Below are 22736 nucleotides of genomic sequence, written 5' to 3'. Positions count from 1 at the left end.
AGGGAAATGTATAAAGTTTTATTAGTAGACGACGAGTATATGGTGACAGAGGGGCTCAAGCGATTAATCCCCTTTGAAAAATGGGATATGCAAGTCGTCGCAACAGCCAATCATGCTGATGATGCTTTAGACTATGTCAAGGAAAATCCAGTAGATGTGATCATTTCCGATGTCAACATGCCAGATAAGACAGGGCTTGAGATGATTAAGGAGATGAAGGAGCTGCTTCCAGATACCTATTATATCTTGCTGTCAGGTTATCAAGAGTTTGACTACGTTAAGAAAGCAATGAACCTAAGTGTCGTGGATTATCTGGTCAAGCCAGTGGATAAGGTGGAGTTGAGTCATCTATTAGAAAAAATTGCGAGCCAACTTCAGGAAAAGGTGGAGCAAAGCCGAACTCTCAGCCAAGAATTGGATGAAGAGGGATTTACCAACTTCTTAGCGGGTAAAGACAGCTGGTGGATAGGCCTTTCAAAGGAAAAACAAGGATCTTTCACTATTCCTTACTATGTTTTAGGTCAAGACTGGCAGATTTTTATCTCTGATCAACCACTAGATGGAATCGTAGTAACGCCTTTTGAAGCACCCTACCAACAAGCCTTTGAAAAATGGAAGATCAATGCAGAAAAAGCCCTCTTCTACGGTTCAGTTAATCTAGAAAAATCCGAGAGTTTGTTTGCTTATTATGAACCGATTTATCGCGTGATTATCCAAGGAAATATCAATCAAATCATCGAAGAATTGACCCTACTGGAGAAGGTTGTCTTAGAGAACACACCGCGCGTGGCCATCACCAAACAACTCTTTACTCAGTTTGTCATGGATGTCTTCCACTTGTTTGAGCATCTAAAAGCGGATGATATGACCGAGATTGTCAAAGCCATCCATGCTATTAACTCCTTTAAAGAATTGGTTGCCTACATCAAAGAAACCTTGACTAAGTTTTTTGGTCAGTACCGCATGAATGAAAATGTGGTGAGTGTTCTTGAAGTCATCGGGCGTGATTATCAGAAAGAGCTCTCGCTTAAGGATATCAGCAAGGATCTCTTTATCAATCCTGTCTACCTCGGTCAGTTAATCAAGCGAGAAACCAACTCAACCTTCGCAGAATTGCTCAACAAACAGCGGATTAAGGCAGCGCAACAGCTCTTGCTTTCAACCAATGATAGTATTGAAGATGTTTGCTATGCTGTTGGTTACAGCAATGTTGGATATTTCTACAAGGTTTTCCGTAAATTGTGCGGAAAATCACCAAAAGCTTACCGCAAACAAGTCGAAAGTTCCCTGTAAAACTTGTATTTACGTGCAAAAAATGCTATAATGTCCAAAATACCTTAAGGAGGAAAAATTATGAAAAAGAAACCTATTTATCTTTGGGTTTTATTAGTCCTATCAGCATTGATTTCAGCTATGTCTTTGTTTGGAATACTAAGTCCAGTACCTAGTAAAGAAGCACTAGGTGCCAGTCAAGCACAAGTACAAGGCATTAGCGCTCAGCAGCTGGAGGATACGATTAATTATCTACATAAGACAGCTGAATTATCGCATTCGACTGTTAACATCGTTTTGATTATTTTATCTGCGATTTTAGTAGTCGCAGGTATTGTGCTCTTGGTTCGTAATCATTTGCAATATGCAAATTATGCTTACATTGCTTATGTTTTGCTTGCCATTGTTGGTTCGATTTATACTTATATGGGTATGCAAGATGCTGTACAAGCTATCCGTGATGAGACTTTGCGACTAGGAACAGAAGTCCTTGGAAAGGGAACAACGATTTTATTTGTTGTTATCAATGTCCTCTTCCTTGCCATTGTCTTTTACAAGATGTGGCGTCAACAAAAAGATTTGTCTGAGGAAGTTGAAGCAGAAGAAGCCGCCTAAGTATTGACAAAAGGGAACTATCAAGTTACAATCTTGTTAGTTCTTTTTATATCGTAAACATAAAAATCGAGGTCAAAATGAAAAAAATATCCTTAGTGTATATCAGTTTGAGTGGGAATACAGAGAGTTTTGTAACCCGACTCAAGGACTATCTCCTGTCTCAGTACGAAGGGATTGAGGTACAAAAGATTCATATCAAGGATCTAGTCAAGGAAGGGAAAGATTTCTTTGAGATGGATCATCCTTATGTCGCCTTTTTACCAACTTATCTAGAAGGTGGAAATGGTGTCAATAACGGCGATGTTGAGATTTTAACGACTCCAGTGGGTGATTTTATCGCCTATGGAGACAATGCCAGTAAGTGTTTTGGTGTAGTGGGCTCTGGTAATCGCAATTTTAATAACCAGTACTGTCTGACTGCCAAGCAGTACAGCCAGCGCTTTGGTTTCCCTGTATTGGCTGACTTTGAAATGAGAGGAATGCTGGGAGATATTAAAAAGGTCGCAGCGATTATCGCGGACTTATATGGATTGGACTCAGAAAGTTAGAATCGTTCAAGTAGGCAGTTGGATTTTCTCAACTGCCTTTTGGATGCAGAAAAAAGCACCTCAGACGAGGGTGCTGCTTTGTGAACTAGCCTGCTTTTCCGATGGCAAGTGCATAGATAAAGAAGATGGCAAATCCAAAGAGGAAGATCAATCCTACAATGGCGAGGAGTTTCAACCAAGAAGGAAGATTTTTATTTTCACCTGTGACCAACACATAGTTCAAAAGGGCAAAGAATGGTGTTGTAAGAAAAGATCCAATCATGGCAAAGCGGAGCATGGTTGAAACTTGACCGGCAAAGAACTTGATGATGACGATACCAATGATAGCTGTGATGGTCATCCAGATGTTCAAAGATTTACGATTATCCTCTTTTTGATTTGCCAAGAGTTGAAGGGATGCCTGATTGACACGTGAATAGCCATCGATGACAGTAATTACTGTCCCAAAGATACAGAGGAAAGCGATGAAGGTAATCAAATATCGAGACCATTCGCCAAGGACAGAGGCGTACATGCCCACAAATTGCGAGATGTATTTGGCAGATGCCGCTTCAACCGCTTGACCTGTAGGATACTGAATGAGTGCTCCGAGAGCCACAAAGAATACAGCTAGGATAGCTGTTCCGATGTAGCCGACGTTAAAGTCGAAAAGAGCATCCTCTGTATTAAAGTTGACGGTCTTTTTCTTTTCAGCAGACCAAAGTGAGTTGATAGCTGAAATTTCAATAGGGGCAGGCATCCAGCCTAGAAGGGAAACGATAAAGGGTAGGGCTGCCATTTGCCAAGGTGTTTTCTCGATAAAATCAGAGCTGTATTCTGGGTGCTTAACGGCAGCAATGATGACGGCAAGAACAGTTGCAATAGTCAAGGCAGACATGATCCATTTTGCCATACCGTCCAATAGTTTGTAACCCCCAAAGAGCAACATAGCCCAAATGACCGCAACAAGGATAAGAGACCATTGAGTGATGCTAAGGCCAATCATGGGAAAGGCGCTAGCAATGATGGCTGAGCAAAGGATGGCAACACCTGCAGTATTGACCAAGGCAGAAAAGACATTGAGAATAAAGAAAATCCAGAGATAGAGTTTCCCTTTTTCGGCATAACCTTCGACCAAGGTCTTTCCAGTATCTGCTGTGTATTCAGCACCAAAACGGAAAAATGGATATTTAAAAACATTGGCTAAGATGACCAAGAGAAGCAGCGACCATCCATAAGAACCACCGGCTTGAGTGGAGGATACGATGTGAGAACCTCCGACTGCAGCGGAAGCCATTAGGATCCCGGGTCCCATTGCTTTTAGCTTGCTTGTCCAGGTAGACTGGTGTGATGAAGTAACTTGTGACATAAAAACCTCCTGTTTTTGAATTTTCAGAATAATCTGAATAGGTAGCTACTATTCTACAAGAAACTTATGAAAAACACAAGAGAATTTTTGAAAAATTTAGAAAATTTCAGAAAAATCATATGAAAGATATGATTATCACAAGGAAATGGTATTGATGGGAGTAAAAAACCGAGAAAAAAACTTCTCAGATTCCCTTATTTCAATTGCTCAGTGATTTCCTTAGAAAGCAGGAGTCCCAAACGGTAACCTTTATTGATGTAGTCAATCACATCATTGATATTTTCCGTTGTTTGGATCCTTTCGCGTATGTCTGTTTTGAAAACTTCGTCCTTCAGAAGCTGTTCCTGAAGGAGTTGTTGAAGTTTTTCTTTTTCGTATTTATTGATGAGAAAAAGAACGACAAGACTGATAAGAACTAAGATATAAGCATACTGGCTCATAAAATCTCTCCTGGTTTGATAAAAAAGTTGATGGTATAAGAAAAGCGAAAGAAATTTTCGCTTTTCAACTAAGTGATTAGACTAGCGGAACAGGTATCCGACAGATAAAACAAGACGGTCTTGACCTTTAACTGAAAAGTCCGTATAGGATTTGGTGTTAGTTACTTAGATTGCTTTGCAATTAAGTTATTTAAAGATTACGACATGAACCAAATCAAATCGATTTTATTTGGTTTGGTGAATTAGTAAAGCGTTTAGGCAATTCGTACTGGTTACGACGTTCTGGGACATAAATCGATAATATTTATGTCCCAGAACTAGTGAAGCGCCTAGCCAAATCACCATAGTTACGACGTCATGGCCTCTAAATCGATTATATTTAGGGGTCATGACTAGTGAAGCAGTTAGCTAGTTCGCATATAAGCGGCTAGCGTCTAACAATTAGGAACTTTAGTTCGAATTGTTAGTACTGAATCACATCTTCTCTGGTGCTTCTACTCCAAGCAAACGAAGGGCTTCTTTGAGAACAACAGCTGTTGCGTAGCTGAGGGCTAGACGGCTGTCACGCTCTGGACTTTCATCCAGGATACGAGTGTGGGCATAGTATTTATTGAAAGCTTGAGCCAAGCTGATTGCATACTTGGCAATGAGCGATGGATCATAGTTAACAGATGCGCGTTTGATGACACGGGCAAAGTCTTGGAGAAGTTTGATAATTTCCCAGCTTTCAGCATCATTTAGACTGTAATTTGCTTGAGCATTTGGTTGGAAGTCTGCTTTTCTAAGGAGAGATTGGATACGAGCGTAGGCGTATTGGATGTATGGACCAGTTTCCCCTTCAAAAGAAACCATAGCTTCGAGGTCAAAGTCATAACCATTTCTGCGATCCGTTTTGAGGTCGTAGAATTTAACAGCTCCCACTCCGACAGCTTGGGCAACCTGTTCCTTGTTTTCGAGGTCAGGATTTTTCGCTTCGATTTGTGCTTTGGCACGGCTGATTGCTTCCTGAAGGGTAGGTTCGAGCAGGATGATGTTTCCTTTACGAGTAGAGAGTTTTTGACGGTTCTTAGTTACAAGACCAAAGTCAACGTGAATCATATCATCGCTCCAGTCAAATCCCATTTTCTTCAAGACAGCTTTCAACTGTTTAAAGTGGTTAGATTGCTCTTGGCCGACAGCATAGACATTTTTCACAAAGTTGTAAGTACGAGCACGGTAGATAGCTGTTGCGATATCACGAGTGATGTAGAGAGTAGCGCCGTCTGATTTTTTAATCATAGCAGGTGGCAAATCGAAATCATCCAAGTTGACAATGCTAGCTCCGCGTGATTCTTCTAGCAAACCTTTTTCTTCAAGGATTTGCACGGCTTCGTCCATCTTGTCATTATAGAAGGCCTCCCCGTTTAAGCTATCAAATTCAACGCCGAGTAGTTTGTAGATGCGGTTGAATTCGACCAAACTTTCATCACGGAACCATTGCCAAAGTTGAGTTGCTTCTGGATCGCCATCTTCCAATTTTTTGAACCAGAGGCGACCTTCATCATCAAGAGCTGGGTCGTTTTCGATTTCAGCATTGATGCGAACGTACAATTTCAACAATTCGTCAATCGGATTAGCTTCGACGGCTTCCTTACTTCCCCATTTTTTATAAGCAACCATGAGAAGACCAAACTGTTTACCCCAGTCTCCAAGGTGGTTGATTTTAATAGTGTTGTAGCCCATTTTCTTAAAGATATTAGAAAGAGCATCTCCGATAACAGTTGAACGTAAGTGACCTACTGAGAAAGGTTTTGCGATGTTTGGACTTGATAGGTCAATCGTGATATTTTGCTCTTTGCCTTCCGTTTGTTGAGCGTAGTCAGATCCTTTTTCGATGATCTCTTTGATAACTGCTCCAGAAATGGCAGATTTATCAAGGAAGAAGTTGACGTAAGGGCCAGTTGCAACAACTTTTTCAAAGGCTTGGCTGTTGATTTTTTCAGCGATTTCAGCAGCAATCATTTGAGGTGCCTTGCGTTCGACTTTTGCAAGTGAGAAAGCAGGAAAAGCGATATCTCCCATGTCAGAGTTTTTTGGTTGTTCTAGTAAATTTAAAATAGCCTCTTGATCTAGGCTATCGATGACGCTAGCCAATTCACTAGCAATCAGTTTTTTTGTACTCATAAGTAGGCTCCTTTTGGGCTTTTATTCTATTTTATCATAAATTTAGTGAAAGAAGAAAGATTTTTTTGAATTATTCAGTTTTTTTGGTATAATTATATCTAAAAATAAACTCAAAATCGGTTATAAATATTCATGTAAGAGGTTGATATGAGAAAAAAAGAACGACACCAGTTGATTAAAAAGATGATCACTGAGGAAAAACTAGCTACACAAAAGGATATCCAAGATCGCCTAGAAGTTCGGAATGTCTTTGTGACGCAAACGACCTTGTCTCGCGACCTGCGCGAGATCGGCTTGATCAAGGTTAAGAAAAATGGTATGGTATATTATGTGCTAGCGAATGAAACAGAAAAGATTGATTTGGTAGAGTTTTTGTCGCATCATCTAGAAGGGGTTGCGAGAGCAGAGTTTACTTTGGTACTTCATACCAAGTTGGGAGAAGCAGCTGTCTTAGCAAATATTGTTGATGAAAATAAGGACGAGGCGATTTTAGGAACAGTTGCGGGAGCCAATACCTTACTGGTTATTTGTCGAGACCAGCATGTTGCCAAGCTCACGGAAGAGCGTTTGCTAGATTTGATGAAGGATGAATAGGGTTTTGGGACTTGTTCCCAAGCCTTATTTTTGACAAGGAGAGAGCCAATATGACGACAGAAAAACTATCACCTGGTATGCAGCAGTATGTGGATATTAAAAAGCAATATCCAGATGCTTTTTTGCTCTTTCGGATGGGTGATTTTTATGAGCTGTTTTACGAAGATGCGGTCAATGCGGCGCAGATTTTAGAGATTTCACTGACCAGTCGTAATAAAAATGCAGAAAATCCGATACCCATGGCTGGTGTTCCCTATCATTCTGCCCAGCAGTATATTGATGTTTTGATTGAGCAGGGCTATAAGGTGGCTATTGCCGAGCAGATGGAGGATCCCAAACAAGCGGTTGGGGTTGTCAAGCGAGAGGTGGTTCAGGTCATCACACCCGGTACAGTCGTTGATAGCAGTAAGCCAGATAGTCAGAACAATTTCTTGGTTGCCATAGATCGTGATGGCAATCAATTTGGCCTAGCCTATATGGATCTGGTGACGGGTGATTTCTATGTGACGGGGCTATTGGATTTTACGTTGGTTTGTGGGGAAATTCGCAACCTCAAGGCTCGTGAAGTGGTGCTTGGTTATGACTTGTCTGAGGAAGAAGAACAAATCCTCAGTCGCCAGATGAATCTAGTGCTTTCTTATGAGAAGGAAGGCTTTGAGGACATTCATTTACTGGATCCACGACTGGCAGCTGTGGAGCAAGCAGCAGCTAGTAAGCTCCTCCAGTATGTTCACTGGACTCAGATGCGGGAATTGAATCACCTCAAACCAGTTATCCGCTATGAAATCAAAGATTTCTTACAGATGGACTATGCGACCAAGGCTAGTCTGGATTTGGTTGAGAATGCCCGTTCAGGTAAGAAGCAAGGCAGTCTTTTCTGGCTTTTAGATGAAACCAAAACGGCTATGGGTATGCGGCTCTTGCGGTCTTGGATCCATCGTCCTTTGATTGATAAGGAGCGAATCGTCCAACGTCAAGAGGTGGTGCAGGTCTTTCTTGACCACTTCTTTGAGCGCAGTGATTTGACAGACAGTCTCAAGGGTGTTTATGATATCGAACGTTTGGCTAGTCGGGTTTCCTTTGGCAAGACCAATCCCAAGGATCTCTTACAGTTAGCGACCACCTTGTCTAGTGTGCCACGGATTCGTGCGATTTTAGAGGGAATGGAGCAACCTGCTCTGGCTTATCTCATCGAACAGTTGGATGCCATTCCTGAGTTGGAGAGCTTGATTAGTGCAGCGATTGCTCCTGAAGCTCCTCATGTGATTACGGAAGGTGGTATTATCCGGACTGGATTTGATGAAACCTTGGATAAATACCGTCGAGTGCTCAGAGAAGGGACCAGTTGGATTGCTGAGATTGAGGCTAAGGAGCGAGAAAACTCTGGTATCAGCACGCTTAAGATTGACTACAATAAAAAGGATGGCTACTATTTCCATGTGACCAATTCGCAACTGGGAAATGTGCCAGCCCACTTTTTCCGCAAGGCGACGCTGAAAAACTCAGAACGCTTTGGGACCGAGGAATTAGCTCGTATAGAGGGAGATATGTTGGAGGCGCGTGAGAAGTCAGCCAACCTAGAGTACGAAATCTTTATGCGTATCCGTGAGGAAGTCGGCAAGTACATTCAGCGTTTGCAGGTTTTAGCCCAAGGAATTGCGACAGTTGATGTCTTGCAAAGTCTAGCAGTTGTGGCCGAAACCCAGCATTTGATTCGACCTGAGTTTGGAGAGGATTCCCAAATCGCTATCCAGAAAGGTCGTCATGCTGTTGTCGAAAAGGTCATGGGAGCGCAGACCTATATTCCAAACAGTATCCAGATGTCAGAAAATACCAGCATTCAGTTGATTACAGGACCCAACATGAGCGGGAAGTCTACCTACATGCGCCAGCTAGCTATGACGGCGGTTATGGCCCAGATGGGTTCTTATGTTCCTGCTGAGAGTGCCTATTTACCGATTTTTGATGCTATCTTTACCCGCATTGGAGCAGCAGATGACTTGGTTTCAGGTCAATCAACCTTCATGGTAGAGATGATGGAAGCCAACAATGCCATTTCGCATGCGACCAAAAATTCCTTGATTCTCTTTGATGAGTTAGGTCGAGGAACTGCGACTTATGACGGGATGGCTCTGGCTCAGTCCATCATCGAATACATCCATGAGCATATCGGAGCCAAAACCCTCTTTGCGACCCACTACCATGAGTTGACCAGTCTGGAGTCCAGTTTGGAACACTTGGTCAATGTCCACGTGGCAACCTTAGAACAGGATGGACAAGTCACCTTCCTTCACAAGATTGAACCAGGACCAGCTGATAAATCCTACGGTATCCATGTTGCTAAGATTGCTGGCTTACCAGCAGAACTTTTAGCAAGAGCGGATAAGATTTTGACACAACTGGAGAGTCAAGGGGGTGAAAGTCCAAGTCCGATGAGGCAAACTAGCGCCATCACTGAACAGATGTCACTCTTTGATACACCTGAAGAACATCCTATCCTAGCCGAATTAGCTCAGCTGGATGTGTACAACATGACGCCTATGCAGGCTATGAATGTCTTAGTCGAGTTCAAACAAAAGTTATAAAAAGAGCCCACTCACATTTTTGTGAGTGGGTTTTTCTCTATTACTTTTTATGGGCCAAGAGTTGATTGATATGGTCTACTTTTTTTGCCTCTCTTTTATAGAGAATAGTCCAGATGATAAGGTAGACAATCGCAAACTCTATAATGAGTTGGAGATAAAAAATCCAGTGTAACGGGAACCAACCAGCTAGAGTTGCTAGTGGGACAAAGCCAGCCAGCATAAGGAAGAAATGAGTCAGAGTCGCACGGAGCATGCTCCAGTCACGGCTGAATAATCGGTTGCCAAAATTGAAGAGAATACCGATGGCTGCCCAGATAAGAGTACAGTAGAGCAAGACCAGGGCACCGTGAACCTGATGTTGAAACATCACTTGGCCGATTAGAGAATCGGAACTCAGTGGGGCGTAGGTACTTGGTGCATAAATGAGTGAAAAGATGATAGAGAGGATGAGGCCGATAAGAACACCAGCGGCTGCATCGTGAAAGATTTGTTTTTTCATAGTTCTAATTTCTCCTTGATGGTTTTTAGGTAACGGCGTGAAGAGTAGGTGAAGCTTTCGTTTTTTAGATAGATTTCTACCAGACCGTTGGGTGTTAGTTTGAGATGAGAGATAGAGTCGATATTGATGATTTCTGATTGGGAAATTTGGATAAAAGTGGTCGGCAGAATTTCAAGAATCTGATAGAGACGCAAATCAATGGTGTAGGTCTGAGATGCAGTTTCTGCTAGAACCTTCCGATTCTCGATATAGAAGCGTTGTATCTTACCAATCTTAACTAGATAGACCTGATCCTCGATTTTTCCTTTGATTGTTTCTTTTTGATCAAGATTTTCTGCGAACTCGATGACTTTCTGGACTTTTTCGGTCGGTTGAGGAGTTTGGACAATCAGTTTTTCCTCCTCGTAAGTTTCATTAATCTGTAGTTCTACTTTCATAAATTTCCCTCCTTTTCAGTTATACAAAGTTGTGATCACTTCTTGTACACCTTTATTAAACACTATTTTAGGGCTCATGGCAAGAGCTTTTGCCTATGCGGCGGGATTTGGAGTCTATGTGGTATTTGCTTTTTCTGGTAACATCTGAAATATGGTATAATAGCACTAATCAATTTCTAGGAAAATAGATACAGAAAGGGGCTGAAAGATGTCTCATATTATTGAATTGCCAGAGGTGCTAGCAAACCAGATCGCGGCTGGAGAGGTTATTGAACGTCCTGCCAGTGTGGTGAAAGAGTTGGTAGAAAACGCCATTGACGCTGGTTCTAGCCAGATTATCATCGAGATTGAGGAAGCAGGTCTTAAGAAGATCCAAATCACAGATAATGGTCATGGAATTGCCCACGATGAGGTGGAGTTGGCCCTGCGTCGCCATGCGACCAGTAAGATAAAAAATCAAGCAGATCTCTTTCGGATTCGGACGCTTGGTTTTCGTGGTGAAGCCCTGCCCTCTATTGCTTCTGTCAGTGTCTTAACTCTGTTGACGGCGGTGGATGGTGCGAGTCATGGGACTAAGTTAGTCGCGCGTGGAGGTCAAGTTGAGGAAATCATCCCAGCGACTAGTCCCGTGGGGACCAAGGTTTGTGTAGAGGACCTCTTTTTCAATACGCCTGCTCGCCTCAAGTATATGAAGAGCCAGCAGGCGGAGTTGTCCCATATCATTGATATTGTCAACCGTCTGGGCTTGGCTCATCCTGAGATTTCTTTTAGTTTAATCAGTGATGGCAAGGAAATGACACGAACAGCAGGGACTGGTCAACTGCGCCAAGCTATTGCTGGGATCTATGGTTTGGCTAGTGCCAAGAAGATGATAGCCATTGAGAACTCGGATCTGGACTTCGAAATTTCAGGTTTTGTGTCCTTGCCTGAGTTAACTAGGGCCAATCGCAATTATATCAGCCTCTTCATCAATGGCCGTTATATCAAAAACTTCCTGCTCAACCGTGCAATTCTTGACGGCTATGGCAGTAAGCTCATGGTAGGACGTTTTCCACTGGCTGTCATTCACATCCATATCGATCCTTATCTAGCGGATGTCAATGTGCATCCAACCAAGCAAGAGGTGCGGATTTCCAAGGAAAAAGAACTGATGACGCTGGTTTCAGAAGCTATTTCAAATAGTCTCAAGGAGCAAACCTTGATACCTGATGCCTTGGAAAATCTTGCCAAATCTACCGTACGCAATCGTGAAAAAGTAGAGCAGACCATTCTCCCACTCAAAGAAAATACGCTCTACTATGAAAAAACAGAACTCTCAAGACCTAGTCAAGCTGAGGTTGCTGATCATCAGGTTGAGTTAACTGAGGAAGGGAAAGATTTGACCTTATTTGCCAAGGAAACCTTGGACCAGTTGACCAAGCCCGCAAAACTCCATTTTGCAGAGAGAAAGCCTGCTAACTACGACCAACTAGACCATCCAGAGTTAGATCTTGCTAGCCTCGATAAGGCTTATGACAAGCTGGAGAGAGAAGAATCATCCAGTTTCCCAGAGTTGGAGTTTTTCGGGCAAATGCACGGGACCTATCTTTTTGCCCAAGGGCGAGATGGTCTCTATATCATAGACCAACACGCGGCTCAGGAACGGGTCAAGTACGAGGAATACCGCGAAAGTATCGGCAATGTTGACCAGAGTCAGCAACAACTCCTAGTGCCCTACATCTTTGAATTTCCTGTGGATGATGTTCTGCGTCTCAAGGAAAGAATGCCACTTTTGGAGGAAGTGGGCGTCTTTCTAGCAGAGTACGGAGAAAATCAATTCATCCTACGTGAACATCCTATTTGGATGGCAGAAGAAGAAATTGAGTCAGGCATCTATGAAATGTGTGACATGCTCCTCTTGACCAAGGAAGTTTCAATCAAAAAATACCGAGCAGAGCTGGCTATCATGATGTCCTGCAAGCGGTCTATCAAGGCCAACCATCGTATCGATGACCACTCAGCCAGACAGCTCCTTTATCAGCTTTCTCAATGTGACAATCCATATAACTGTCCTCATGGACGTCCCGTTTTGGTGCATTTTACTAAGTCAGATATGGAAAAAATGTTCCGACGCATTCAGGAAAATCATACCAGTCTCCGTGAGTTGGGGAAATATTAAGAACACAAAAAGCCTTTGTTCCTTTTGAACAAGGCTTTTTAATTTTTCTAAGGTGGGAACTTTGATTGGACATGGGCAACTTGACATGAGGTTTACACTTGCTTGACAAGACCAGTCCTATAAAAGTACTGAGAAATATGAATCAATTGACTCAAGGTTTCGCAGAGTCGTCTTGGTTTGAAGGATTCTCAAGACCAATCACCCTATCAAGATAACGTTGTTTGGTTTTGAGAGCCTTGTTGATAGCAATTGCAGACGCAATCAAGAGAACGAAGGTCAGCCAAATCCAGGCGGTGAATTCGACTGGGAAACTAGAGCCGGCTAAAAAGAGATAGATAGCCAGAGCTAAGACGAAAATATAAATCACTTGCCAGAGACCATAGGATTTAGCCTCTTTATAGTATTTGTCCTTATCTTCCTCCAAAATCACTGCCGTGGAAGATTTTTCAGAGTTTTCCTCCAGTAAGAGATAGTCAGTTGTCACTTGAAAAATCTTGCTTAATTCAATGATTTTTTCGGTTTCTGGAAGAACTTGTCCAGACTCCCATTTTGAGATGCTTTGCCGAGAAACATTGATTTGTTCAGCTAGCTTTTCCTGTGACCAACCTTTTTCCTTTCGGAGTTCAAATAATTTTTCTGCGAGTTTCATCATTCTATCCTCCTTTTTCTACCTCTATCCTAACAATTTTTACTTATAATGAGAATACAATCTCCTGTACTATTTGTCAACCAGAGGTTGCACCTTTTGTTGCAGTCTGTCTTGGGGAAATATGATATACTAGATAGGCAAAATAATGGAGAAAAACTATGTACGAATATCTAAAAGGAATCATTACTAAAATCACTGCTAAATACATTGTCCTAGAGGCGAATGGTATCGGTTATATCTTGCATGTAGCCAATCCCTATGCTTACTCAGATCAGGTCAATCAAGAAACTCAAATTTATGTGCATCAAGTTGTTCGTGAGGACGCCCATCTGCTTTACGGTTTCCACTCAGAAGACGAGAAGAAGCTCTTTCTTAGTCTGATCTCGGTCTCTGGGATTGGTCCTGTATCAGCTCTTGCTATTATCGCTGCCGATGACAATGCTGGCTTGGTTCAGGCGATTGAGACCAAGAACATCACCTACTTGACCAAATTCCCTAAAATTGGCAAGAAAACAGCCCAGCAGATGGTGCTGGACTTGGAAGGCAAGGTAGTCGTGGCTAGTGATGACCTTCCTGCCAAAGTCGCAGTACAAGCGAGTGCTGAAAACCAAGAATTGGAAGAAGCTATGGAAGCCATGTTGGCACTGGGATACAAGGCGACCGAGCTTAAGAAAATCAAGAAATTCTTTGAAGGAACGACGGATACAGCAGAGAACTATATCAAGTCGGCCCTTAAGATGTTGGTCAAATAGGAGATTTTTATGACAAAACGCTGTGCTTGGGTTAAAATGAACAACCCATTATATGTGGCCTATCATGATGAAGAGTGGGGCCAACCCCTTCATGATGACCGTGCTCTTTTTGAGTTGCTTTGTTTGGAAACTTACCAGTCGGGTCTATCTTGGGAAACGGTACTAAACAAACGCCAAGGATTCCGAGAAGCATTTCATGGCTATCAAATTCAAGCGGTCGCGGAAATGACAGATGGGGAGTTGGAAGCCTTGTTAGAGAATCCAGCCATCATCCGAAATCGTGCCAAGCTCTTTGCGACGCGTGCCAACGCCCAAGCATTTTTGCAAGTCCAGAAAACCTACGGCTCTTTTGACGCTTATCTCTGGTCCTTTGTTAATGGGCAAACCATCATCAATGATGTTCCTGACTATCACCTAGCACCTGCTAAAACATCCTTGTCTGAAAAGTTATCTCAAGATCTCAAAAAACGAGGTTTCAAGTTCACAGGCCCGGTCGCAGTTTTAGCTTTTCTACAAGCAGCAGGCCTGGTTGATGACCACGAGAATGATTGTGAGTGGAAAAACGGAAATTAGTGAGTGCAGGCGTCTAATTATCTGAGAATATAGAAAAAAGCTGAGAAATTCCTCTCAGCTTTTTGATTATATGCTAGTAATTTTTATAGTGCAGTAAGAAATGTCAGTCCACCTAAGACAACGCCAGCTGAGTTTGGAATAATTAGTATCCAATCCTTCTTAGGTTCTTTTGTCCATCCGTAAATAACCCAAATTAAACAAGATACTGCTGCGGATAAAGGCTGGAATGGTTGAGCTTTGTTGCCTTGTAAATTGGCAAAAATTTGTGGGATGTAGGCGATAAATACAATAATCCCGATAAAGGCTCCAATTGAACCGACAATTTGATTTATTTTTTGTTTAGTCATATACACCTCCTTTAAAAAGATATCATAGAAATAAGCAAAATGCAATAAATTCAGACACAAATTGTAACGAAAATCAATACCAAAGCACAAAAATAGAGAAATTGTTTATTTTTTGTTATGGTCAAAGCGAATGACTTGCTCCTGTGCATCTACATAGGCGTGAACGCCAAAGGGCACAATGGCTCTTGGTGTCGCGTGGCCGACATTTAGATTACAAACAATCGGGATATTGCTGTCAATGATATCCAATAGTGCCTCTTTATAGTCGTCATAGAAGGTTTCATCCATAGGTTTTCCGACCAAGAGTCCACTGATGACCTCAAATACCCCAGTTTCTTTCAAAGCCCGTAACATCTTTTTGAAGTCATCAGGCTCAGGCTTCTCTTCGCTTGTTTCTAGCAAGAGAATCTTTCCTTCCCAGTCGGATAAGTCAGGGAAGAGTTTGTACTTCTGGCAGAGCTCCGTGCTGTCTGCGTATTGAGAGTTGTCAAAGATATCATAGAGAGATTCAAGGCAACCACCGAGAATTTCTCCCTCAAACTGAGCACTTCCTTGCAACAAGTCAAAACCTGTATTTACATGACTGATACGAGCTGTTCCCAGGGCCTTGGGACTAAAATCAGTTCGTTCCTCATACCAAAGGTCGCTAGGGCGGATTTCTGAGATTCTTCCTGTCTTGATCAATTCTTTAAAGTAGTGAAAGCTATAGGGCAACATCTCCTTGTCCAATTCACAAATGTCTGCTAGAAAGGATTGCCCATAAAAAGTCTTGACCCCTAGTTTGTGCAACATAAGGTGGTTCATAGTGGTATCCGAGAAGCCAAGAAAAATCTTTGGTTTGATAACCTTTTGAAGCTGGTCGTTTTCAAAAAGATAAGGTAGCAAACGATAGGTATCATCCCCACCGATGGCGCATAGGATCATGTCGATGCTATCATCCGAAAAGGCCTGCATCAAATCCTCTGCACGTGCCTCTGGATGGTTTTTGATAAAGTCTAACCCTTTTAGCGAATGGGGCAAAAAGATAGGATTGAGTTCTAAATCCTTGAGACGTTGGAGACCCAAGTCGACTTCGTGTTTGACAAAATCCTCTCCGATAACACCGCTAGACAAACTAACAATACCAATAGTAGAAACCATATCTCATCCTCCTAGAAATAGATTGATACTCTTCGAAAATCAAATTCAAACCACGTCAGCTTTGCCTTGCCGTACTCAAGTACAGCCTGTGGCTAGCTTCCTAGTTTGCTCTTTGATTTTCATTGAGTATGAGCCTATTCTATCACAAAAGATGAGAGAAAACTACAAGAATGAGACTCAGAAGTGCTATTGAATCTCAAGAAAGCAAGTGAAAAAGCAACCGCCTATGCAGTTGCTTTTCGTTTTTCTAATCTCGCTGGATATGAGTTACTTGGTCAACTCTTGATTATAGGAGAGGGCTAAATCAATCCAGTAAGGCAGTTCTTTTTGACCTTCGATATCTAGGTCTATATAGCCATGATAAGGTCGCCCTCTCATCAATGTAGTATGAGCTCCTGTTCGGGGTAGAACTTGCTTTTCCATTTCTTTGCCAATTCTCACCATAACCAGCTCGTCCTTTCTGGAACTGACTGTAAGGACCATTTTCCCACGAATCATAAAGGCCAGGCCACCAAACAGTTTCTTTTCTTCTAACTCTTCTTCGAAAATTTGGGGAGGAAGTTTGAGTGCTAGAATTTTTCGAATCTGCTGAGCTAAAGATTGACTATATGCCATAGCTGTTCACTTTTCTTAATAACGTGATGGGCCCGCGCTTGCACTTCGGATGTTGAAACGTTTCTTGAGATAGAAGCGAAGGGCGAGAAGGGCAGCTCCCAGGATAGCCAAAGGCAATGGAGCAAGGACAGGATTGAGGTTGGCTGGTAGGAAGCTTGTTGCAAAGAAGACAACCAACCAAAGGACCATAGAGGTCAGGATAACGAGGATTGATTTCCAGAATGGAGGACGTTGGCTACGATCTGTGTCTGGTCCATAATACTGGTAGACAAAGTAGTACATCAAATAGAAGGCAAGTCCTCCTACAAGTCCAACCAATAAGAGGGTAATCAACCCATAGCCAATAGCCTGATCTGTAGAGAAGAAGGTAGTCAGAGCGCTAACCAATGCAAAGAGACTGGTGATAAAAAGGGCTGAGTCCATAATCATGAGTTTTGGATCGTCATTTTCTTTTGGATGCTCTTTTTCATATTGCTCCTTGACAGTAAAACTGTGAGCCCAATGGGTTGGAGCTCCGTAGAGGGAACGCGCCGTTGTACCTTTGGCTTGCTCTTCAAGGATTTTAGGAATGACTTCCTCAAAGACAGCTTTGATTTCAGCATCAGTTTTACCATCTTTGAGAAATTGTTGGGTAGCGATGTGGATAAACTCTTGGTTTTTCTTAGTTAGTTTTTGTAAATCAATCTGAGACATAGGGATTCCTCTTAGAACCATTTTTTATGGATGAGATAGAGAGTGAGCGAGACACTCATAGCAAAGGCGATAAAGACGATTAACCAGAAGGCGTGTGGCTCGCCGTTTAGAGGGATTTCATTATCCTTGAAGTTCATCCCATAGGCTGAGAAGATCATGGTTGGGACAGACATGACAATGGTCACGAGAGCCAGAGTTTTCATGATGTTGTTCTGGTTGTTGGAAATGATGGAGGCAAAGGTCTCTGTCATAGAGTGAAGGACGTTTCCATAGATATCTGCCATCTCGATGGCCTGTTGGGTTTCAATCAGGGTATCTTCGAGCAGGTCTTGGTCCTCTAGGTATTTCTTGATATTGCTAGTTGCGCTGGTCAATTTCTTAATCACGCGCTCATTTGTCTTAAGTGAGGCCTTGAAATAGACGATGGTCTTTTCCAATTCCATGAGCTCGATCAGTTCTTCATTTCGAGTGGATTTGTGAAGTTGACTTTCGATTTGTTCACTCTTACGGTCGATCGAACGAAGGGCAGTCAGGTAAAGCTCTGCGTTGCGATAGAGAATCTGGAAGATAAAACGTGAACGCATGAAGGTGTAAAAGTTACGCAGTCTACGGTTGATAAAGACATCGAGAACGGGGAGGGATTCCAAGCAGGTGGTGATAATGGTTTCCTCGGTGATGATAATCCCCAACGGAATCGTAACGTAGTAGGTACGATTGTTTCTTTCCTCTGTGATGGGAACGTCCACGATGATCAAAGTGTACTCATCTTCGATGGTGATACGGGACATTTCTTCCGCATCGAGCGGTGCTCGAAGGTCGGTGATGTCGATATCGAAGGCGTTGGCGATTTCCAACGATTCATTTTGTGTAGGATTGACGAGGTTGATCCAAGTACCCGGTTCAAGCGTGTCGATCTCTTTAAATTCAGTTGTTGTTGAGAGAAAAACTTGTTTCATATCCCCTATCCTTTCCTACTATTCAGTGATTCATTTTTTGCACCGTACTATTATACTATAAAAACAGCTTTTTGGGTAATAGAATTTCACATTTTTTGGTATAATGGAAAGCAATAATGGACTAGAAAGAACAAAGATGCAAGATAAAATTGTGATTCATGGGGCACGTGCCCATAACTTAAAAAATATCGATGTGGAGATTCCTAGAGACAAGCTGGTCGTCGTAACGGGCTTGTCAGGTTCTGGGAAATCCAGTCTAGCTTTTGATACCCTCTATGCGGAGGGACAACGTCGCTATGTAGAGAGTTTGTCAGCCTACGCTCGCCAGTTCTTGGGCAATATGGAAAAACCAGACGTGGATGCTATTGATGGCCTCAGCCCAGCTATTTCCATTGACCAGAAAACCACCAGCAAAAACCCGCGCTCGACCGTTGGAACAACGACTGAAATCAATGACTATCTGCGTCTCCTCTACGCACGTGTGGGGACGCCTTACTGTATCAACGGGCATGGGGCTATCAAGGCTTCTTCTGTTGAGCAAATCGTTGATAAGGTCTTGGAGTTGCCTGAACGTCAGCGTTTGCAAATTTTAGCTCCTGTCATTCGTAAGAAAAAAGGGCAACATAAGAGCGTCATTGAAAAGGTTCAGAAAGACGGCTACGTCCGCGTCCGAGTGGATGGGGAAGTCTATGATGTGACCGAAGTACCAGAGCTATCCAAGAGCAAGAAGCACAATATCGATGTCGTGGTTGACCGTATTGTCATCAAGGAGGGTATCCGTAGCCGTCTCTTTGACTCCATTGAGGCTGCCCTTCGTATCGCAGAAGGCTATGTGATTATCGACACTATGGACGATTCTGAGTTGCTCTTCTCTGAGCATTATGCTTGCCCAGTTTGTGGCTTTACTGTTCCAGAGTTAGAGCCTCGTCTCTTCTCCTTTAATGCCCCTTTTGGCTCTTGTAGCGAGTGTGATGGTTTAGGCATCAAGCTGGAGGTGGATGCTGATTTGGTAGTTCCTGATACCAGCAAAACTTTGCGTGAGGGGGCTTTGGCTCCTTGGAATCCTATCTCATCCAACTACTATCCAAACATGCTGGAACAAGCCATGACAGCCTTTGGAGTGGATATGGATAAGCCTTTTGAGGACTTGTCAGAAGAAGATAAAAACTTGATTCTCTATGGGTCTGAGGGCAAGGAATTTCATTTCCACTATGAGAATGAATTTGGCGGTGTGCGCGATATCGACATTCCTTTTGAGGGAGTTGTCAATAATATCAAGCGTCGTTACCATGAGACTAACAGTGATTACACCCGCACTCAGATGCGCCTCTATATGAATGAACTGACCTGCGGAACTTGTCACGGCTACCGTCTTAACGATCAGGCCTTGTCTGTCCGTGTGGGTGGCGAGCAAGGTCCCCATATCGGAGAGATTTCAGACTTGTCTATCGCAGACCACTTGGAGTTGGTGAGCCAGCTGACCTTATCTGAAAATGAAGCCATCATAGCTCGTCCTATTCTCAAGGAAATTAAGGACCGTTTGACCTTCCTCAATAACGTGGGTCTTAATTATCTAACCCTGTCACGTTCGGCAGGAACCCTATCAGGAGGAGAGAGTCAGCGTATTCGCTTGGCAACCCAGATTGGTTCTAATCTATCAGGCGTCCTTTATATTCTAGATGAGCCGTCGATCGGACTTCACCAGAGGGACAATGACCGTCTCATTGCCAGCTTGAAAAAAATGCGTGACTTGGGCAATACTCTCATCGTTGTGGAACACGACGAAGATACCATGCGCGAGGCGGATTATCTGATTGACGTTGGTCCTGGTGCGGGAGTCTTTGGTGGGGAAATCGTCGCTGCAGGGACACCTAAGCAAGTGGCTCGCAACAGTAAGTCCATCACAGGTCAGTACTTGTCGGGCAAAAGAGCCATTCCAGTGCCAGCAGAGCGCCGTTCCGGAAATGGTCGTTTTATCGAGGTGACAGGAGCGCGTGAGAACAACTTGCAAAATGTCACTGCTCGCTTCCCACTAGGAAAATTTATCGCAGTGACGGGGGTATCTGGCTCAGGGAAATCGACCTTAATCAACAGTATCCTCAAAAAAGCCATTGCCCAGAAGCTTAACCGTAATTCAGACAAACCTGGTAAGTTTAAGACGATTACAGGGATTGAGCATGTAGACCGCTTGATTGATATTGACCAGAGCCCAATTGGACGGACTCCAAGGTCTAACCCTGCTACCTATACGGGAGTTTTTGACGATATACGTGACCTCTTTGCCCAGACAAATGAGGCTAAGATTCGTGGTTACAAGAAGGGCCGTTTCAGTTTCAACGTCAAGGGTGGTCGTTGCGAAGCCTGCTCAGGTGACGGGATTATCAAGATCGAGATGCACTTCTTGCCAGATGTTTACGTGGCTTGTGAAGTCTGCCACGGGACTCGCTACAACAGTGAAACCCTAGAAGTCCACTATAAGGAAAAGAATATCTCGCAGGTTTTGGACATGACCGTCAACGATGCGGTGGAATTCTTCCAACATATTCCAAAAATTCAACGCAAACTTCAGACCATCAAGGATGTGGGGCTGGGCTATGTAACGCTAGGGCAACCGGCTACCACCCTTTCTGGGGGAGAAGCCCAGCGTATGAAGTTGGCTAGCGAACTCCATAAACGCTCGACAGGAAAATCTTTCTACATTCTGGATGAGCCGACGACAGGGCTTCATACCGAGGATATCGCTCGCTTGCTTAAAGTCTTGGCTCGCTTTGTCGACGATGGAAATACAGTCCTCGTCATCGAGCACAATCTAGATGTTATCAAGACAGCAGACCATATTATTGACCTAGGACCTGAGGGCGGTGTCGGTGGTGGAACCATCATCGCAACAGGAACCCCAGAAGAAGTAGCGGCCAACGAAGCCAGCTACACCGGACACTATTTGAAAGGAAAGTTACATCATGAATAAACGTGTACAAGCATTTCTAGCTAAAATGCAAGAAAAAGAACTAGATGGCATCATTATCAATAACCTTAAAAACGTCTATTATTTGACTGGTTTTTGGGGCTCGAACGGAACAGTTTTTATCAGCCGTGACCGTCAGGTCTTGGTGACAGACTCTCGCTATATCATTGCAGCTAAGCAAGAAGTGACAGGTTTTGAGATTATGGCTGACCGTGATGAATTGGCTGTCATTGCAGGCATTGTTAAGGATATGGGCTTGTCTCGCGTCGGTTTTGAGGACGAGATTTCGGTCTCTTATTACCATCGTATGCAGGCGGCTTTTGCAGGGATCGACTTGCTTCCACAGACTCAGTTTGTTGAAGCGCTCCGTATGATTAAGGATGAGAAAGAGATTGCGACTATTCGCAAGGCTTGTTCCATCTCAGACCAAGCTTTTCGCGATGCACTTGACTTTATCAAACCAGGGAAAACTGAAATCGAAATTGCCAACTTCCTTGATTTCCGCATGCGGGAGCTAGGAGCGGCAGGCTTGTCTTTTGATACCATTCTAGCAAGTGGAATCAACTCTTCTAAGCCCCATGCCCATCCAATGCACAAGCCGGTTGAAGCGGGAGAAGCCATCACCATGGACTTCGGCTGTCTCTACGACCACTATGTCAGCGATATGACACGGACCATCTACCTCGGTCATGTCAGTGACGAGCAGGCAGAGATTTACAATACTGTCCTGAAAGCCAACCAAGCCTTGATTGACCAGGCTAAGGCAGGATTAGGTTTCCGCGACTTTGACAAAATACCTCGTGATATTATCATCGAGGCAGGCTATGGCGACTACTTTACCCACGGTATTGGACACGGTATCGGACTGGATATTCACGAAGAACCTTACTTTAGCCAAACTTCCAAAGAAGTCATTAAATCTGGTATGGTCTTGACTGATGAACCGGGTATCTATATTGAAGGTAAATACGGCGTTCGTATTGAAGATGATATCCTGATTACAGATAACGGTTGCGAATTGTTGACTCTAGCTCCAAAAGAATTGATTGTTATCTAAAAAATGAGATAAATCGTTGACTTTTATATTTTAAAGGTTTATACTGATAGACGAAAACGGTAGGTGAGGCTACCATAGGGATACGGATGACTACCGCAAAGCAGTGGAGACACTACTCGTTGGTCAACAGTCCTGGTCGTGAAGGCCAAGACTAAGCTCATTTCATTGCCCTATGGAGTTAAAGCTTGAACGAAAAACAGATAATTAGTTTTTTAATCCTGCCATTTTATGGCAGGATTTTCTACTGTTTTAGAACAGGGAAAGGAGACAGACGATGCAAATTGACGACCACCCAGAACCGCACATACACAGCCAATCGCTGATTTGTGT

21 protein-coding genes and 1 riboswitch are annotated in these 22736 nt (G+C 43.2%); of the genes, 10 read left to right on the top strand and 11 right to left on the bottom strand.

Annotated elements, in window-relative coordinates:
- The first annotated feature begins 6 nt into the window (after nucleotides 1-6).
- The 3 genes from FQT28_RS09165 to nrdI all read left to right on the top strand — a co-directional run bounded on the left by FQT28_RS09165 (nucleotide 7) and on the right by nrdI (nucleotide 2435).
- Nucleotides 7-1293 carry a response regulator transcription factor gene (locus FQT28_RS09165; protein ID WP_143989986.1) on the top strand — a complete coding sequence of 429 codons (1287 nt, stop codon included), beginning with the start codon at nucleotides 7-9 and terminating at the stop codon, nucleotides 1291-1293.
- A gap of 60 nt (nucleotides 1294-1353) precedes the next feature.
- Nucleotides 1354-1887 (top strand): ABC transporter permease, encoded by a 534-nt coding sequence (locus tag FQT28_RS09160; protein ID WP_038804665.1) that lies wholly within the window; start codon nucleotides 1354-1356, stop codon nucleotides 1885-1887.
- A 77-nt stretch (nucleotides 1888-1964) separates the two neighbouring features.
- Nucleotides 1965-2435 (top strand): class Ib ribonucleoside-diphosphate reductase assembly flavoprotein NrdI, encoded by a 471-nt coding sequence (gene nrdI, locus FQT28_RS09155; protein WP_143989985.1) that lies wholly within the window; start codon nucleotides 1965-1967, stop codon nucleotides 2433-2435.
- Between the two features lie 85 nt (nucleotides 2436-2520).
- On the opposite strand, the gene FQT28_RS09150 is transcribed toward nrdI, so the two are convergent.
- From FQT28_RS09150 to argS, 3 genes are all read right to left on the bottom strand, one after another.
- Nucleotides 2521-3783 (bottom strand): NRAMP family divalent metal transporter, encoded by a 1263-nt coding sequence (locus tag FQT28_RS09150; protein WP_143989984.1) that lies wholly within the window; start codon nucleotides 3781-3783, stop codon nucleotides 2521-2523.
- 194 nt (nucleotides 3784-3977) lie between these two features.
- Nucleotides 3978-4223, bottom strand: a complete 246-nt coding sequence (locus tag FQT28_RS09145; RefSeq protein ID WP_132972795.1) for a MarR family transcriptional regulator — start codon at nucleotides 4221-4223, stop codon at nucleotides 3978-3980.
- Between the two features lie 474 nt (nucleotides 4224-4697).
- The gene (gene argS, locus FQT28_RS09140; RefSeq protein ID WP_143989983.1) at nucleotides 4698-6386 is read right to left on the bottom strand and encodes an arginine--tRNA ligase; all 1689 of its coding nucleotides are present in this window, start codon (nucleotides 6384-6386) and stop codon (nucleotides 4698-4700) included.
- A 147-nt stretch (nucleotides 6387-6533) separates the two neighbouring features.
- On the opposite strand from argS, the gene argR reads away from it, so the two are divergent.
- On the top strand, nucleotides 6534-6980 hold the full coding sequence (gene argR, locus FQT28_RS09135) for an arginine repressor (RefSeq protein WP_143989982.1): 447 nt from the start codon (nucleotides 6534-6536) through the stop codon (nucleotides 6978-6980).
- Between the two features lie 50 nt (nucleotides 6981-7030).
- Nucleotides 7031-9565, top strand: coding sequence for a DNA mismatch repair protein MutS (gene mutS / locus FQT28_RS09130; protein WP_143989981.1), 2535 nt, complete (start codon nucleotides 7031-7033; stop codon nucleotides 9563-9565).
- 40 nt (nucleotides 9566-9605) lie between these two features.
- Here the strand turns inward: mutS and FQT28_RS09125 are convergent, their stop codons facing one another.
- Nucleotides 9606-10064 carry a DUF3021 domain-containing protein gene (locus tag FQT28_RS09125; protein WP_143989980.1) on the bottom strand — a complete coding sequence of 153 codons (459 nt, stop codon included), beginning with the start codon at nucleotides 10062-10064 and terminating at the stop codon, nucleotides 9606-9608.
- Nucleotides 10061-10501 carry a LytTR family DNA-binding domain-containing protein gene (locus FQT28_RS09120; protein ID WP_143989979.1) on the bottom strand — a complete coding sequence of 147 codons (441 nt, stop codon included), beginning with the start codon at nucleotides 10499-10501 and terminating at the stop codon, nucleotides 10061-10063. The genes FQT28_RS09125 and FQT28_RS09120 overlap by 4 nt, the downstream gene beginning before the upstream one ends.
- A gap of 208 nt (nucleotides 10502-10709) precedes the next feature.
- Between FQT28_RS09120 and mutL the strand changes: the two genes are divergently transcribed.
- A complete protein-coding gene (mutL, locus tag FQT28_RS09115; protein ID WP_143989978.1) occupies nucleotides 10710-12659 on the top strand; it encodes a DNA mismatch repair endonuclease MutL in 1950 nt (649 codons plus the stop codon).
- 151 nt (nucleotides 12660-12810) lie between these two features.
- Here mutL and FQT28_RS09110 read toward each other — a convergent pair whose 3' ends face one another.
- Nucleotides 12811-13308, bottom strand: coding sequence for a helix-turn-helix domain-containing protein (locus FQT28_RS09110; RefSeq protein WP_143990081.1), 498 nt, complete (start codon nucleotides 13306-13308; stop codon nucleotides 12811-12813).
- A 158-nt stretch (nucleotides 13309-13466) separates the two neighbouring features.
- Between FQT28_RS09110 and ruvA the strand changes: the two genes are divergently transcribed.
- A complete protein-coding gene (gene ruvA / locus FQT28_RS09105; protein WP_000273404.1) occupies nucleotides 13467-14060 on the top strand; it encodes a Holliday junction branch migration protein RuvA in 594 nt (197 codons plus the stop codon).
- Between the two features lie 9 nt (nucleotides 14061-14069).
- Nucleotides 14070-14633 (top strand): DNA-3-methyladenine glycosylase I, encoded by a 564-nt coding sequence (locus tag FQT28_RS09100; RefSeq protein ID WP_125449911.1) that lies wholly within the window; start codon nucleotides 14070-14072, stop codon nucleotides 14631-14633.
- 83 nt (nucleotides 14634-14716) lie between these two features.
- Here the strand turns inward: FQT28_RS09100 and FQT28_RS09095 are convergent, their stop codons facing one another.
- The 5 genes from FQT28_RS09095 to FQT28_RS09070 form a co-directional block, all read right to left on the bottom strand.
- A complete protein-coding gene (locus FQT28_RS09095; RefSeq protein WP_000166112.1) occupies nucleotides 14717-14980 on the bottom strand; it encodes a SemiSWEET family transporter in 264 nt (87 codons plus the stop codon).
- A 105-nt stretch (nucleotides 14981-15085) separates the two neighbouring features.
- Entirely contained in the window at nucleotides 15086-16120 is a 1035-nt protein-coding gene (locus tag FQT28_RS09090) for a S66 family peptidase (RefSeq protein WP_125449913.1), read from the bottom strand.
- A 267-nt stretch (nucleotides 16121-16387) separates the two neighbouring features.
- Complete coding sequence (locus FQT28_RS09080; protein ID WP_000331825.1) at nucleotides 16388-16735, bottom strand: TfoX/Sxy family protein; 348 nt, start codon at nucleotides 16733-16735, stop codon at nucleotides 16388-16390.
- 15 nt (nucleotides 16736-16750) lie between these two features.
- Nucleotides 16751-17428, bottom strand: a complete 678-nt coding sequence (locus FQT28_RS09075; protein ID WP_185768067.1) for a DUF1129 domain-containing protein — start codon at nucleotides 17426-17428, stop codon at nucleotides 16751-16753.
- Nucleotides 17429-17439: 11 nt separating this feature from the next.
- The gene (locus FQT28_RS09070; RefSeq protein ID WP_125449917.1) at nucleotides 17440-18384 is read right to left on the bottom strand and encodes a magnesium transporter CorA family protein; all 945 of its coding nucleotides are present in this window, start codon (nucleotides 18382-18384) and stop codon (nucleotides 17440-17442) included.
- Between the two features lie 136 nt (nucleotides 18385-18520).
- On the opposite strand from FQT28_RS09070, the gene uvrA reads away from it, so the two are divergent.
- Nucleotides 18521-21352 carry an excinuclease ABC subunit UvrA gene (uvrA, locus tag FQT28_RS09065; protein ID WP_143989977.1) on the top strand — a complete coding sequence of 944 codons (2832 nt, stop codon included), beginning with the start codon at nucleotides 18521-18523 and terminating at the stop codon, nucleotides 21350-21352.
- Nucleotides 21345-22406 (top strand): M24 family metallopeptidase, encoded by a 1062-nt coding sequence (locus tag FQT28_RS09060; RefSeq protein WP_143989976.1) that lies wholly within the window; start codon nucleotides 21345-21347, stop codon nucleotides 22404-22406. The genes uvrA and FQT28_RS09060 overlap by 8 nt, the downstream gene beginning before the upstream one ends.
- Nucleotides 22407-22459: 53 nt before the next feature.
- A riboswitch (M-box (ykoK) riboswitch) is annotated at nucleotides 22460-22610 on the top strand.
- The last annotated feature ends 126 nt before the right edge of the window (nucleotides 22611-22736 follow it).

This window comes from Streptococcus oralis, from assembly GCF_901543815.1.
Lineage (GTDB): Bacteria > Bacillota > Bacilli > Lactobacillales > Streptococcaceae > Streptococcus > Streptococcus oralis_CM.
This window is presented reverse-complemented; position numbering and strand designations above follow the sequence as displayed.